Annotated in this window: 17 protein-coding genes; 5 read left to right on the top strand and 12 right to left on the bottom strand. The window is 39.4% G+C overall.

What is annotated here, in order from left to right:
- Window positions 1-44: 44 nt before the first annotated feature.
- Genes AC0VYV_RS04220 through AC0VYV_RS04210 form a run of 3 tightly spaced genes read right to left on the bottom strand, consistent with a single transcriptional unit; the run spans window position 45 to window position 1,596 of the window.
- On the bottom strand, window positions 45-647 hold the full coding sequence (locus AC0VYV_RS04220) for an SGNH/GDSL hydrolase family protein (RefSeq protein WP_475374471.1): 603 nt from the start codon (window positions 645-647) through the stop codon (window positions 45-47).
- Complete coding sequence (locus tag AC0VYV_RS04215) at window positions 644-1,021, bottom strand: DUF4937 domain-containing protein (protein ID WP_475374470.1); 378 nt, start codon at window positions 1,019-1,021, stop codon at window positions 644-646. The genes AC0VYV_RS04220 and AC0VYV_RS04215 overlap by 4 nt, the downstream gene beginning before the upstream one ends.
- On the bottom strand, window positions 1,021-1,596 hold the full coding sequence (locus AC0VYV_RS04210; RefSeq protein WP_475374469.1) for a DNA-3-methyladenine glycosylase I: 576 nt from the start codon (window positions 1,594-1,596) through the stop codon (window positions 1,021-1,023). The genes AC0VYV_RS04215 and AC0VYV_RS04210 overlap by 1 nt, the downstream gene beginning before the upstream one ends.
- Window positions 1,597-1,708: 112 nt before the next feature.
- Here AC0VYV_RS04210 and AC0VYV_RS04205 point away from each other — a divergent pair, with 112 nt between their 5' ends.
- The gene (locus tag AC0VYV_RS04205; RefSeq protein WP_283152915.1) at window positions 1,709-2,344 is read left to right on the top strand and encodes an FMN-dependent NADH-azoreductase; all 636 of its coding nucleotides are present in this window, start codon (window positions 1,709-1,711) and stop codon (window positions 2,342-2,344) included.
- Between the two features lie 70 nt (window positions 2,345-2,414).
- On the opposite strand, the gene AC0VYV_RS04200 is transcribed toward AC0VYV_RS04205, so the two are convergent.
- From AC0VYV_RS04200 to AC0VYV_RS04190, 3 genes are all read right to left on the bottom strand, one after another.
- Window positions 2,415-2,570: a hypothetical protein gene (locus tag AC0VYV_RS04200; protein WP_475366631.1), complete on the bottom strand. Its 156-nt coding sequence runs from the start codon at window positions 2,568-2,570 to the stop codon at window positions 2,415-2,417.
- Between the two features lie 66 nt (window positions 2,571-2,636).
- Window positions 2,637-3,134, bottom strand: coding sequence for an N-acetyltransferase family protein (locus tag AC0VYV_RS04195; protein WP_475368449.1), 498 nt, complete (start codon window positions 3,132-3,134; stop codon window positions 2,637-2,639).
- 86 nt (window positions 3,135-3,220) lie between these two features.
- Window positions 3,221-4,000: a hypothetical protein gene (locus AC0VYV_RS04190; protein ID WP_475368448.1), complete on the bottom strand. Its 780-nt coding sequence runs from the start codon at window positions 3,998-4,000 to the stop codon at window positions 3,221-3,223.
- 214 nt (window positions 4,001-4,214) lie between these two features.
- Between AC0VYV_RS04190 and uptA the strand changes: the two genes are divergently transcribed.
- The gene (uptA, locus tag AC0VYV_RS04185; protein WP_430243898.1) at window positions 4,215-4,811 is read left to right on the top strand and encodes an undecaprenyl phosphate transporter UptA; all 597 of its coding nucleotides are present in this window, start codon (window positions 4,215-4,217) and stop codon (window positions 4,809-4,811) included.
- A gap of 108 nt (window positions 4,812-4,919) precedes the next feature.
- Here uptA and AC0VYV_RS04180 read toward each other — a convergent pair whose 3' ends face one another.
- Both AC0VYV_RS04180 and AC0VYV_RS04175 read right to left on the bottom strand, forming a co-directional pair.
- On the bottom strand, window positions 4,920-5,327 hold the full coding sequence (locus AC0VYV_RS04180) for a GNAT family N-acetyltransferase (protein ID WP_303530393.1): 408 nt from the start codon (window positions 5,325-5,327) through the stop codon (window positions 4,920-4,922).
- Window positions 5,328-5,338: 11 nt separating this feature from the next.
- Window positions 5,339-5,827 carry an NUDIX domain-containing protein gene (locus AC0VYV_RS04175; RefSeq protein ID WP_242057330.1) on the bottom strand — a complete coding sequence of 163 codons (489 nt, stop codon included), beginning with the start codon at window positions 5,825-5,827 and terminating at the stop codon, window positions 5,339-5,341.
- A gap of 171 nt (window positions 5,828-5,998) precedes the next feature.
- Between AC0VYV_RS04175 and AC0VYV_RS04170 the strand changes: the two genes are divergently transcribed.
- Window positions 5,999-6,280 (top strand): hypothetical protein, encoded by a 282-nt coding sequence (locus tag AC0VYV_RS04170; RefSeq protein ID WP_194220351.1) that lies wholly within the window; start codon window positions 5,999-6,001, stop codon window positions 6,278-6,280.
- A 69-nt stretch (window positions 6,281-6,349) separates the two neighbouring features.
- On the opposite strand, the gene AC0VYV_RS04165 is transcribed toward AC0VYV_RS04170, so the two are convergent.
- Both AC0VYV_RS04165 and AC0VYV_RS04160 read right to left on the bottom strand, forming a co-directional pair.
- Window positions 6,350-8,041, bottom strand: coding sequence for a M3 family oligoendopeptidase (locus tag AC0VYV_RS04165; RefSeq protein WP_475366627.1), 1,692 nt, complete (start codon window positions 8,039-8,041; stop codon window positions 6,350-6,352).
- Window positions 8,042-8,304: 263 nt separating this feature from the next.
- Window positions 8,305-9,036: an MOSC domain-containing protein gene (locus tag AC0VYV_RS04160; protein WP_475374876.1), complete on the bottom strand. Its 732-nt coding sequence runs from the start codon at window positions 9,034-9,036 to the stop codon at window positions 8,305-8,307.
- 132 nt (window positions 9,037-9,168) lie between these two features.
- Between AC0VYV_RS04160 and AC0VYV_RS04155 the strand changes: the two genes are divergently transcribed.
- Window positions 9,169-9,351: a hypothetical protein gene (locus AC0VYV_RS04155; RefSeq protein WP_098442379.1), complete on the top strand. Its 183-nt coding sequence runs from the start codon at window positions 9,169-9,171 to the stop codon at window positions 9,349-9,351.
- On the opposite strand, the gene abc-f is transcribed toward AC0VYV_RS04155, so the two are convergent.
- Window positions 9,348-11,030 carry a ribosomal protection-like ABC-F family protein gene (abc-f, locus tag AC0VYV_RS04150; protein ID WP_475373322.1) on the bottom strand — a complete coding sequence of 561 codons (1,683 nt, stop codon included), beginning with the start codon at window positions 11,028-11,030 and terminating at the stop codon, window positions 9,348-9,350. The two genes, AC0VYV_RS04155 and abc-f, sit on opposite strands and share 4 nt — an antisense overlap.
- Window positions 11,031-11,581: 551 nt before the next feature.
- On the opposite strand from abc-f, the gene AC0VYV_RS04145 reads away from it, so the two are divergent.
- Window positions 11,582-13,333 (top strand): N-acetylmuramoyl-L-alanine amidase, encoded by a 1,752-nt coding sequence (locus AC0VYV_RS04145; protein ID WP_475366625.1) that lies wholly within the window; start codon window positions 11,582-11,584, stop codon window positions 13,331-13,333.
- Between the two features lie 111 nt (window positions 13,334-13,444).
- On the opposite strand, the gene AC0VYV_RS04140 is transcribed toward AC0VYV_RS04145, so the two are convergent.
- Window positions 13,445-13,945, bottom strand: coding sequence for a carboxymuconolactone decarboxylase family protein (locus tag AC0VYV_RS04140; protein WP_475366624.1), 501 nt, complete (start codon window positions 13,943-13,945; stop codon window positions 13,445-13,447).
- Window positions 13,946-13,961 lie beyond the last annotated feature (16 nt).

The raw sequence follows: 13,961 nt of genomic DNA, 5'->3' as shown, positions 1-13,961 counted from the left end.
ATAAAAAGAAAGAGGTGATTTATCTTATAAGATCTTGCTACAATTTAGCTCAATAAATTGTCTTTATATGATTTCAGCCATGTATCAGCCATAAGACGATTGCCTACTGAAGTCATATGAACGCCATCCGTTGTGAGAGTATCTTTCTTTTCCCTTAGCGCTTGTAGGAAAGTTCCATGAGTAGGAACAACAATTGCGCCAAACTTAGCTCCCAACTTCCGAACGATTTCAACATAAAGCATAAGCAACTGATTTCCTTTTGAATAGATATTCTCTTCAATAATCGTTGGTTCCATTAGGACAATTTGCACAATACCATCATTTACTTTATTTAAAAGTCGTTCATATACCTCCTCAAACTCACTTGGCAACACCTGCTCCATCTCAGAATGATCCAATTGTCTCCACACATCGTTAATGCCAATGGAAATGGAAATCAGATCAGGTTCCAACGCTAAAACATCCCGTTTCCATCTACTTTCAAGATCAGTGATTCGATCACCACTCACGCCTTTATTGATGATCTCCACATGGAATTCCTTTATTATCTCTTCCTTAATCATCCTTACATATCCATAACCAAGTCCTTCAGGGTCCTGGTTTCTGCCTGAATCCGTAATACTATCCCCGATAAACAACCACTTCATCTAAGCTCCTCCAGGTTCTCAGTCGTAATGGTCCATCGCTCATTTACCTTACTATGCTGCTCTAACATCCAGCTTTTTGAGTATTGTTCAATATCCCTCACATCGGTTTCCTCAAGTTGAACATCAATCGATTCAATACTTCCCTGTTGATTTGTTTTTAGATAGATGGCATCATGATCATCATTCATAAAACGGTTGTAGGATTGGGTGCTTTTCCAAAAACCAATAATAATCGCCACGTTTCCTTCTGACCAGCCACCGTACTGAGCTATAAACCCTTCGTCATTTCGCAATTCAATCCAGCGTTCTTGCCCACTAGAAAAAGTTGCTTCCTGACCTTCTCGCACGTTGCAAACTATTTTTTTAATCAGCATCACAGTTGAGCCTTTTCACTAAAATCAGGATGTCTGAAGCAGTCAGTTGTATGATCATTGACTAAACCAACAGCTTGCAAGAAGCTATATATAATAACAGGACCTACAAACGTAAAACCACGCTTTTTCATATCTTTACTAATCTTCTTGCTAAGTTCTGTTTCTGCAGGTACTTCCTCTAACGATTTCCAGTCGTGAATGATCGGAGTGTCTTGCATAAAACCCCATATGTATGATGAAAAGCTTCCGAACTCTTCTTGAACCTCCATAAATGCTTTCGCATTCTTTACCGTTCCGCGCACCTTTAATTTATTCCGTATAATGCCTTCATTATGGAGTAGCTCTTGTATTTTGTCCTCATCATAAGTCGCTACTTTCTCAACAATAAATTGATCAAAAGCAGCTCGATAATTCTCTCTTCTTTTCAAAATCGTAATCCAACTTAACCCCGCCTGCGCTCCTTCTAAAATGAGCATTTCAAAAAGTTTTTGATCGTCATAAACAGGAACTCCCCACTCATGATCATGATACTCTTTATAAATTTCTTCTTCATTCACCCATGCACAACGGTTCATAATGTTACCTCCAATAAAGGCTAGTTGCCTACAATTTCTTAACGCTAATCCAGTTGAATACTTTCTCCTACGCTAGCCATACTAAGTGGCGATAACAAAGGAGATGATCGTGATGGCTAGATTGCTTTATATTACCGTGAATCCAAAACCGGTAAAAGAATCTTTCAGTTTAAGTATAGGGGAAGTTTTCCTTGAAACCTACCAGGAAAAACATCAGAATGATGACGTCGTAAAGCTAGATCTTTATAATATTGATCTTCCTTATATTGATACTGACGTTTTTAACGGATGGGGCAAGCTGCAACAGGGAAATGCATTTGATCATTTATCAGGAGACGAACAGCTTAAAGTAAGTAAAATCAACGACCTTACAGATCAATTCATATCAGCAGATAAATATGTCTTTGTTACGCCATTCTGGAATTTCAGCTTTCCCCCTAAATTAAAAGCTTACATTGATACAGTGGCTATTGCTGGTAAGACTTTTAAATATACAGAAGAAGGCCCAGTTGGTCTCCTAACTGATAAGAAAGCCCTTCACATCCAGGCGAGAGGTGGCATCTATTCAGAAGGGCCAGCAAAAGAAATGGAATTCGGAGATCGGTACTTACATGCTGTACTTGGATTCCTAGGCATCCCTTCTGTTGAATCAGTCATTGCTGAAGGAATGGCACAAATGCCTGAGAAAGCTGAAGAAATCAAGAAAAAGGCGATGGAAGAAGCGAAACAAGCTGCAAAGACTTTCTAAGAAATACAGTATTCGTTCGTGCCTCTGAAATAGCATTTCCCCAAAATAAAAAAGCGCACATTGCGCTTTTTTATTCATCCCTTAACGAGTGGTCGAGCGGAATCATTAAACTGTAATCAAAAGGGAAGCTCATCTCAGCGATCTCTTCATTCTGATGGGGGACTTCACTCACGTTCATTTCTCCTGGTATACCCTCTAGCGGAATATGTTGTGTATGATCAAACATTTCATCGTCTCCTTCCATTTCTAGTATGGTTGAAGAACGATCTAATTATGAGATCTAGTTGCAATTCTATAGCAGCTTCGACATATAGTATTCATCAACAAATTCACCATCTATTAACAGTGAGTGACGTTTCAAGCCCTCCACTTCAAAACCTGCTTTCCTGTAAAGAGCTAATCCACCTTCATTTCGTGTGACCACATTTAATTCGAGGCGGTGTAGGCTTTGAGTCACTGCCCACTTCTCTAATTCAACAAATAACTCGGATCCCACTCCCTGTCCTCGATACTCTTCTTTAATTCCTATCACTAGATAGGCGCTATGTTGATTGCGCTTCGCCTGTCCGCCCACCGCAATTAGATAGCCGATCAATTCACCAGCATTCTCAGCTACGAATATACGAGAATGACGATCACTCTCCATTTTTTCAATCCGCTCACGCTGCTCAGCTATTGTCGTCTTTCTCTCGCCGTCTTCAAAGAGCATAAATGGGGAATCGCTCTCCACACCTTTTATTAGCTTCACAAATGCTTCGGCATCATCTGGGCTAATTTGTCTAATTTTCATTTGTTTGTCCTCATTTCCTATAACTGGTCTTTACAGCTTACCATAAGAAAAACGCGTATAAAGGATTATACGCGTTTTCCCTTGTTTTACTGCTCAACAACCGGCCTTGTTTTCTTTTCTAGCTTTCTTACTTCTTTCATAAGTTCTTTATATCCGAGTCTCGTTAATTCAAACTCATCGTTCACTAGCTCATACTCGATTAAAGTGTTCCGCTTTGATTCTGGAATGTCGTTATAAATGAGTCGAAGCTCTTCATTTAACTCAACAAATGAACTAGATTCAACAGAATCAATACCAATTAACTCAGCAACCAGCTTCATATCAGGGGTTTCTTTAATGAAAAGTCCCTTCTTATCAATGACTGCTTTTTGAATTTTATCTTTAAACAGAAGCACTTCTTGCTTGATCCGATTGCTTTCAGATTCCTTATGCTGCATTCTGTTACGATAGCTTTCTTTCTCTATTTCATCGAGATCCGCTTTAGAAAGAAGCTCTTCAAAAAGCATCGTTTTATCACTATTGATCTGCTCAAGTTCACGCTCTTTCTCAGCTTCCTCCATCGATTCTGCCTCGATAACCGTGTTTTCAAGTGAAAATGAAAGCTGATCATCTGCTGTAGTAGTTGAAGTAGCCGTATCCTCTACCCGCTCACCCTTTAACTTTGCATCAAAATCATGAATTTTTTTAATAACATATAGCGAAACGCCGACGCTAAGACACGTTAAGAACAACCTGAACATAAATGGGGAAAACGCCACAAGATATAATAATAAAATGAATCCAATAATGGAAAGAACCGTTAGTACTTTTTCTTTACCCGTTTTAGCTTGCATAGGCTGATCTAGTGTCGCAAGAAATTTCTTCATGGATGTTAACATCCTGACTTTTCACCTCTCTACTCTATTGTCATCCTCTTCTGAGAACGAACATTACCCGGATTGCTTACATTCCGGGTTCTATAATTGTTCGAAAGCACCTTCTATTTTACGAGGATAGCTTTTTTCGAAGGTCTAACAATCCTATGTGGACAATACACTTGAAAACAAGTCATTCGTTTGTCCATGAAAGGAGTTGTTAACTATAGAAACCCTTATTCATCAATGTTTAGAGTGGCTGCTACAGCTCGGTTACCCTGGCATCGCCCTTGCTCTAATGATTGAAATCATTCCGAGTGAACTCGTACTCGCTTATGGAGGATATATGGTATCTGAAGGAACGATACGTTTTACTGGTGCTGTTATTGCTGGGACGATCGGTGGCACAGTCGCTCAGCTCTTTTTATACTGGCTCGGCCGTTTTGGTGGACGTTCGTTCTTAGAACGCTATGGAAAATTCCTGTTTATTTCTCAAAAGCATCTTGCCATTGCTGAAACCTGGTTCGATCGGAATGGCGTGAGCGTCATCTTTACAGCTCGTTTTATTCCTGTCGTTCGTCACGCGATCTCTATTCCAGCAGGTATTGCTAAAATGTCGATCATGCGATTTACCTTCTATACGATCCTGGCTATGATTCCGTGGTCCATTCTATTCCTATATATTGGAATACAGCTCGGTGACAACTGGTCCCAGATTCATTCTGCTGCAAGAATTTATACGTTACCAGTTAGTCTCGGAGCAGGGTTCTTTCTTATCTGTTACATCTTTCTACTTATTATGAAGAGGCGACGCATTGGCTAATTCTAACAAAAATTGCCCGCGGTAAGTATACTAAGCAATCGTTCAAGCAAAGTTTACCTATACACCTAATCCCATTCTCTTACGACTAATGATGAGGCACTTAGTGCACTAGCTAAGTTTTTTTTGCAAGAAATATTGGGTATGACCTTGAGGATGATTTTCTACTTTACCACAAATTTCATACCCTTCCTTTAGATAAAATCCAGGTGCTTGAAAACTGAATGTATCAAGCAATATAAGTCGACATTCCTTTTCCTCTGCAAGTCTTTCAACTTGTTGGAGAAGTTTCCTTCCAACACCGTTCCCTCTCTTCTCATCTGTCACCCAAAGAAAATCGATATGAAGGTGCTGCCAGAACAATGTTGCCGAAATCCCGCCAATCACTTCATCCTCTTCTTTCATAACGAATGCGATTTCTTCAAGCGGAGTTTTAACTGCAGATGAAAGCTTCTGTTTGTTATATTCAACAACGTTCTTTCGAATGAAATCTCGTGACTCATCTCTTCTTTGTATCATTCAAATCCTCCTCATCCGAGCGTTCTTCTTGTTTCCTTAACTGGAATCTCGCTTCCTCTCTCGTATTCTACGGAAACTTCAAACGTTCCCTCCTCAAAGAACTTTGGCAGTCTCTGTTTAAACCAATCTTGCATAGGAAGCGTATGAACTAAATTTCTCTTCACCCACATTAATTCACCTTCTGGTGGATCGGGGTGCTTACTACCAGAGTAGGAAGTAGCTACATAATTAAACACGATGTACCGAAACTCTTCATCTGGAATAATAAATTCATCGACTCCCTTATATGTAAGATCGCAAGGATGAACAATAAATCCCGTTTCTTCATAAAGTTCTCTTGCAGCACCTTCGGCAAAGCTTTCTGAGAGTTCAATCTTCCCGCCTGGACCGATATAGCCAGGAAACCCTGCTTCAGGAGGTCGATTCAGTAAGAGAATTTCATCTTTTTCTCTATTATGTAAAATAACCATGGATAGTAAAGTAGCTTTTATCGTTGTCATCCATTCCACCTCCAGCAAATCCTATCTTCGTCTATGATGACAGTATATATCATTCTGAGTTAGGAACCTACTATACTATGATGAATGATTTTTAAGAAACAGGGTAACATCCAATATAGAAGGCATGATCGCGTAAGTCATACCGCCCAAGTTAGGAAAAGGAGTGATACCATGTTAACCCGCACACATTACAAAGAACGCAATCCAATGAATGAGCGATTAATCAACTGGTCAGTTGAAAATACGAAAGAAGATGACTATCAAGAGTCACAGCTTGCGATTGTTGAATGCACCTGTACGAATAGCGATGGAGACGAATTGCAAACAGTTAAAACGCTGGAAATGTCACCTGAGCATAACTCCTGGGAAGAGTGGATGGATGAACTTAAAAAAGATCGTTTTGAAATCATCCAGTGCCCAAGCTGCAAAGTATGGACGATTGATGACAAGTAAAGAAGCGTTTATGAATGTAAACGATATCGAAAAGCCCTTCTCGATGTTTGAGAAGGGCTTTCTTATTTATTACGATAGTTCTTCTAATTCAGCTGAAATAAAATCCATCAATCCTTTGATCATTGGTTCAGAGAAATCAAAATGGATACCTGCCGCTTCATACACTTCGGATAACGATACAGAGCTTCCGAGTGATAAGGCACGGTTGTAATTTTCTAGAGCCTGTTCTGGATTTTCTCTATACTGGCGATACATTTGAATCGCACCAAGTTGGGCAATAACATATTCAATATAGTAGAACGGCACTTCAAAAATATGCAGAATCAACTGCCAGTTATTCTGAATCCATTCTTCCTGCCCTGTCCAATCTACATATGAGGAATCATATGTGCGCGATAGCTCCATATATTTCTCGCTACGTTCTTTGCTCGTATGATTTGGATTCTCATACATCCAGTGCTGAAACTGATCCACCACGATACCACTAGGAAGGAAGAGGATTAACCCTTCAAGCTGATCTTTCTTAGCTCTTAGCAATTCCTTTTCATCCTGATACATAAGATTCCAGTAGTCCATCGTTAAGAGTTCCATCGACATGCTTGCTAGCTCAGCTGACTCCATAGGCGTATCTTGATAAGCTGATAGCATTTGATTACGCTTAAAATCATTATGAATGCAGTGACCCATCTCATGAAGAAGCGTAATAAAATCATCCTGTGACTTTGTACTATTCATAAAGATAAAGGAAAGCTCAGAAACCGGAAGATACTCACAAAAACCTCCCTGCGCCTTTCCTTTCCGACTTTCGAGATCAAGTGCACCTTTTTCATTCATCTCGTTTAAAAGATAAGAGAAGCGCGGAGAAAGCTTATCGAAAATATCAGATGTGCCTTTGATTAGCTCTTCGATTTTATTAAATGGACGAAGCGGCTGCTTATCTTTCGGAACAGCCCTCGTATCCCATGGTTTATACTCCTCAATACCAAGCTCTTGCTGATGCTTTTTTTGCAGCTTTTCTTTTAGAGGAACAACGTGCTTTCGAACTGCTTCGGCTAGAGATTTACAATCCTCTGGCGTGTAATCGAACCGCTCGTATTTCTTAAACATATAATCTCTGTAATTATCGAGATTCACATTCTCAGCTTTTTTCTGACGGAGCTGAATCAGCTCGTCCATAATTTCCTGTAAGTCGTCTTTTTTCGTTAAGAGCGTCGTGAAGATTTCTTCCATAGCGCTTTTGCGAACTTCGCGATCCCCATCCTGCATCATTAAAAACATTTCGCTAAGTGTTTTTTCTTCGCCATCCCAATGAAATGAGAGACTACCTGTATGCTCAAAATAACGATTAACAATGCGATCTTCTTCAACTTCTAAGTTAATATTTTCCTCATTAAAAAGCGTCATTGCATTTTCTTTCCGAAGAAGAAATTGTTTATAATACTCTTGGTTCAGCTGCGACTTGTAAGGCGACTCCTGAAACTTTTCATCAAAAAGCCCCTCATATCGCTTTACCATAGGTTCTATGTATTCTTGATCGTGCTCGATTGTCTTTTTTGCTTCTTCACTGCTGCTATGGCACTGGAAATCAATATAGTGTCCGGCAAGTCCTTCTGCCACACCATCCATTAATAAAGATAAGCTCATCACCCATTTTTCTAATTCATCAGCAGAATGAATCGACTGATTGAGGAGCGTTTTAAACTCTTCTTCAAGAATAGAAGGATTTTTAAAATCATACTTTTCAACATAAAACGTACTCATCAACTTCCCCCTTAAGATGCTTTTATGTACCAGTTCATAGTTTACCACAGAATTTTCTGACAGGATATGTCATAACCTTTCTCATGAGTCCACATTGATGAAAGGCTTAAATCGGAAAACACAAAAATGGGACCCCACCCCGTGGATGGGACCCCTCCTGTGTGGAAAACAAAGCATCCCATCCAAGGACGGGGCTTCATTCATGCTTGTACCCGTATCATTATGATCTATAACGTAAAAACGCCAATTCGTTAATTGAAATATTATCCTTCTTTCTGATCGACTAGCCACACTTCATCATTCGTATTAATTTTTCCCGTTTGAATCACTTTCGCATACATCCCAAATAAATTACCATGTTCTTTGGCAACCTTCTTCAAGAGGTCCGGATGTTTTCCTCCAGTCTCAGGATCAACGGTGATAATCATACATCGCTCACAGGGTTTTACGATTTCAAGCATCACTTCTTTTCCGATTTGTAGAACTTTCCCTTCCCACATTTCTTCTACAAATGGCGTTTTCTCCAACAAAGAGATTTTAAGGTTTGGTCGAAAGCGTCTTTCATCTGTTTTTTTACCCCAGGAAGATGATAACGCATCAAGAGAAGCATCCGTCACAATCAAAATGTGCTCTTCTTCAATCGGCCCTATTGGAACATTTTCCGGATGATAAACTTTCTTCGTTAGCTGCTTTGAAGATTCTTCTTCCATTTCACGTAGCCAGGTCAAATCAGACCACTTATACGTTTCTCCTTCTGGTGTGGTAATGACCGGTTCAGGATAAGCATCAAGTGATTCCGGCGCACTGAATGATGCTTGGTAACGCACGAGTGGTGGAAATTGTGTAATCGTAAAAAACGATTCTTTCTCATCTAATATCACATGACTTCGATCGCCATAAAGGCCGTAGTTCATCACCATTGTCTGAGTAACGCGTTCTCCTGTCATCGACTTCACAGGATGACGCATCAACTCACTAATTGTTCCAACTTGAATGATCATCAGCTCCCTTCTGCCTCCTTAGTATAACCAAAGAGACAGAATCTCATTTTTTTCTATAAGTCTAGTATAAACAATGAGAGATTTGCATAAAACTAGTAGAAACAAAGGAAAAAAGGAGAGATCCGAATGGAAATAAAAGAATACTACTCCATTACCCTCTATAATGAAAGACGAAGAGCGATCTTTCATTCAGAAGATGAATATGATAATTTCGAAGAGGCACAGCGTGAAGGATATGTTCTTCTTCGCAATCATCCGAAAGCAGACTTATATTCGGTAGAACGTTTTTTTGCAGTAGAAGACGTCTAAAATGACCTTTTCTTCTCAAGTAATATGGCCAATTTTTGATCAATCTCAGCTATTTCAGGATCACCAGGTAATAAAAGACTAATCTTACTAATCAGCGCAGATATTTCGTTATCAAGAAGCATCTTTTGTTCTTCTTCCTTTTTTGAAGAAACAGAAGAGCTTTTTTCTTGCACTCTTTTTCGATATTCCGCTAAATTCCTCTCAACCCTTTTAATCTGTTGATTCTCAAATACAAGAAGCTGATCACACATTTTCTCCATAAAATAAACATCATGCGAAACAATGAGAAGAGTTCCCGGAAACTCTCGCAGTGTATCTTCCAATTGCTCACGTGAAGGCAAATCTAAATGGTTTGTAGGCTCATCGAGTATCAGAAGATCATATTTGTTCATCAACATACGCGTCAGTTTCAGCTTTGTTCTCTCTCCAAGACTGAGTTGATTAATGGTGGCATGGATTCGATCTCTCCCCATTCCCATCGAAGCAAAAATCGATTTTGCCCGAAAGATCTCTTCCTTAGTTGCTACGTTTAAAACTTCAAGCGGAGTTTTTTTTTCAGGAAGATCATGCACATCCTGTGACAGATAGCCAATCTGAAGCGTTGGACTACTCCACAGTTCTCCCTCGCTAAGCGCCTCCATTCCAAGCAGCATTCGCAATAAGGTGGTTTTCCCACAACCATTTTCACCAACAATCCCCACTCGTTCCCCAGACTTCATGTAGAAAGAACTTTTTTGAAATAACCATCGTTCTTCAAAACGTTTTCCGACATTAGTCGCTTCTAATACCCGTTTACCACGTGTATCATTCGCCTGAAATTGAAAGCGTACTTCTTTCTCCTGATCAGGTTCTTCCACTTTATTTTTCTGCAGTTCCTTCTCGAGTCTCTTCTGTTTCGACTTCACCTGACGATCCATTTTCTTTGCTTTCATGCGGTAATGTTCCTTATACCCTTCCTGTTTTGTTGACTCACCGTGTGCTTTTTCAGACCAATTCGTTAATCCTGCAAGCTGACCTTCTATTCGCTTTATGTCTTTTTGCTGCTCGTCATAATGATGGAGCTGGTCTTCGTATCTTCTTTGCTTTTCGGCTCGATATGCCGTGTAATTTCCTTGATAGTCGCATATGTTACCACCTTCAACTTCAAGGATTCTGCCAACCGCTTGATCGAGAAAATAACGATCATGAGATATAACAAGAACAGCACCCTTAAAAGAGTGAAGCTCTCGAATTAACCAACTTACGCCTTTTCCATCTAGGTGGTTTGTTGGTTCATCTAGTATTAATAAATCCGGATGAGTCGACCAAATCTTTGTGAGCGCTAGTTTTAACTTTTCCCCACCGCTTAAATGTTCCGCTCCTTCACTAGTTGGAATAGGGCGTAATCCTAACTCCTTTTCCCTTTTAAAGTCAGAAGAATCGACTTCCAGCCCATATTGCTCAACCATCCCTGTCTGGTCAACCGACTGCTTCAGATAGCCGATATCATCTTTGAGAGTAATTCTCCCTTCATCTGGCTCGATCTCTTTTACGATTATTCTTGCTAAAGTTGTTTTACCAGCACCGTTCGGTCCAACAATTCCAATGCGCTCTCCCTTATGAATATCAAGGTTCACTTGATTAAATAACAAGTTCTCATTAAAGCTTTTTTTCAATCCTCTTATCGAAATAACGTTCACAGTATCTCCCCCAAATTTTCAGTTCAATGCTTTGAGGAGAAAAAAACCTCCCCATTACCTGGAGAGGCCTGTCGTTCCAATTTCCCATACCACCGAAAAAATGCATCACAAAGAAGCATGTTTTCGCCAGCACAAGTGATTAAAAAGGGCAGACTAATCCTATTCTCCAGAAAATCAATTTCACAATTTGAAATTAGATCTGAATAAATAAGATTAGTTCTTCATCGCTTCTTAACCATTCCCTTCGTCTTTAGTTGCCATTATTTTAAAGAATTATGTAAGCGATGTCAAATTCTTTTTTAGCCATTTATAAAATGAATGGCCTTTAAAAAATCGAATTTTGTTGAGGACTTTTAGAAAATTAGTCGATTTTTATCCTTTTTTAGTACAAAAGGACCCTATAATGTCTCATATTCCAGACCGATATTAGAAATAGTTAAGAAATACTTTCCATTTGATAATATTTTGAAGGGGGGCCATTTCGTCCGTTGTTGTCACGTCACTGCGTACATAAGAAAAATAGAAACATAGAATATGGGGGGATACACATCGTGCGGAGTAAAATTCTTACGTTTATTATGGCCGTTATTTTAATTTTTACAGGAATGAGTTTTCCAGAAAAAACATCTGCAAGTGGTGAAATCGAACGTATCAGTGGTCCAAACAGAATTGATACTGCTCTTGAAATTTCTAAGAAGGTATCACCAGGTAAGCTTGCATCAGCTGAAAAGGCTGTTATCCTCACTCGTTCAGATATGCCATTTGATGCTTTAGCAAGTTCAGGACTTGCGGGAGTAAAACAAGCACCGATATTATTAACAGGCTCATCTAAACTTGATGACAAAGTATCGGATGAACTCGCTCGTCTTGGCGCGAAAAAGGTTTATATCCTTGGAGGAACAACTGCCATTAGTCAGGGGATTGAAAATGAATTAAAAAGGACATATACAGTAGCGAGAGTTGAGGGATCAAACCGTTACGAGACGGCCAACGCTATTAATAAAGCATCAGGCCTTGATCACTCATCTACAGCTATTGTGGTAAATGGAAATCAAGTAGCAGACTCCCTATCAGCATCAAGCGTAGCTGCTATGAAAAATTATCCAATCTATTTAACAACAGAGACAAAAGCGCCATCGCTTCCTACAAATATTAAGACTGTTTATGTAATTGGAGGAAATGCTGTTCTTTCAGACGCTGTTATAAAGAAATTAGAACAGCAAGGTAAGAAGGTTGTTCGCCTTGCTGGTGACGATCGTTTCCTAACAAACATTGCAGTCAATAAAGCCTTCTTCACATCAAACTCTTCTTATATTTTAGCAAGAGGAACTTCGGTGCAACAAGATAAAGAAGATTATCCAGATGCTGTAGCTGCCGCTTCCTTAGCAGAGAAATTTAAAGCACCAGTTGTATTAGCTCACAATACGAGACCAATTCCAGACGTTCAAACTTATCTTTATCAAAACGCTTCTTCCTTGATGGTGTTAGGCGGAGAAGCAGCTATTCCTTCTAGTATCGTAGATTCTTATAAAATGAAAGAGAAAGTTGAAGAAGTTGTTTTAGAAACAGGAATTGTTACAGCTTCAAGCTTGAATGTTCGAACTTCCCCAGAAATGAATGGAACAAGAATCGGTGCATTGCCACGTAACGCTGAAGTTGATATTTATGGTTATTCAGGCGATTGGGCTAAAATTAAGTATCAGGGACAAGTAGCTTACGTGCACAGTGCTTACTTGATACCCAAAAGTAGTAACTCTTTAAACAACTTAACGATCGTTGTGGATGCTGGCCACGGTGACCATGACCCGGGCGCAAGCAATGGGAAGCTCCTTGAAAAAGACATCAATCTGGATGTAGCTCTTTATTTAGAGAAGAAACTTAAGTCAGCTGGAGCGAACGTCGTCATGACGAGAAGAGATGATTCGTTCTTAGAACTGAGAGAACGTTCGAATATCGCTAATAATTTGAATGCCGACGCATTTATTAGCGTGCATACTAATGCAGCAAGTGAAGCTGCTCACGGCATTGAAACATATTGGTATGACAAATATAGCTCTGCAGAAAGCAAAGCCTTAGCAGAAAGCATCCAAAAACGTTTGATCGAAGTAACAGAAGCAAGAGATCGTGGTGTCAAAAATCAGAGTTTCTCCGTTATTCGCGAATCTAGAATGGCAAGTGTACTTGTAGAAGTTGGGTTCTTAACAAATAATGAAGAATATAAACTTCTTCTTACACAATCCTATCGTGAAGAACTTGCTGAGGGCATTTATCAAGGTGTATTAGATTTTTATAAAACGAAGTAAGTGTCAAAAAGGAGCCTCCACTTATCCAGGAGGCTCCTTTTTTATTTCTTAAATATACAATAATACGGTGTAGGCGAAGCCTACGCCCAACCGAAGTCAGCGAAGTCCTCTTTATAACCCAAGGCCAATCGAAGTCTGATTAGTATAAGACGTATATGCAATAAGTTGATTAATCTCAACGATTTCTTTTTCAGTGTATCCATGTTCTTTTAATTTCTCAAGATCCGCTTTCTCCAGACTCTTCGGGTTCGTAACAAGTTTCTCGGCATAGCTTAGAATACTTTTTATATGACTTTCAAAAGCATTTGAGCTTTCATATCTTTCAAGCTCTGCAAGAATAGACTCATCTCCACTGATTTCTTTTAATAAGTTTCCGTGCCCCGTATAACAAAACTCACAACCATTCAAATGAGAAACAAAAACGACAACTGCTTCCGTTTCAAATTCATTCAATACGCCTGCTTTAACAGCTGCTGCTAAAGGCATAAACGCTGAAAAAACGTCAGGACTTTTCGCAATAAGTCGATTAAAAACAGGAACAGGGTGTTCAAGATCTTTGTAGATTTCAAGATCCTTTAGATCTGACTGTTTAGCTGGTTTAATCCATGGCATTTTCTATCATCCCTTC

The sequence above is a fragment of the Anaerobacillus sp. QJM3NY_17 genome, assembly GCF_056173665.1.
This window is presented reverse-complemented; position numbering and strand designations above follow the sequence as displayed.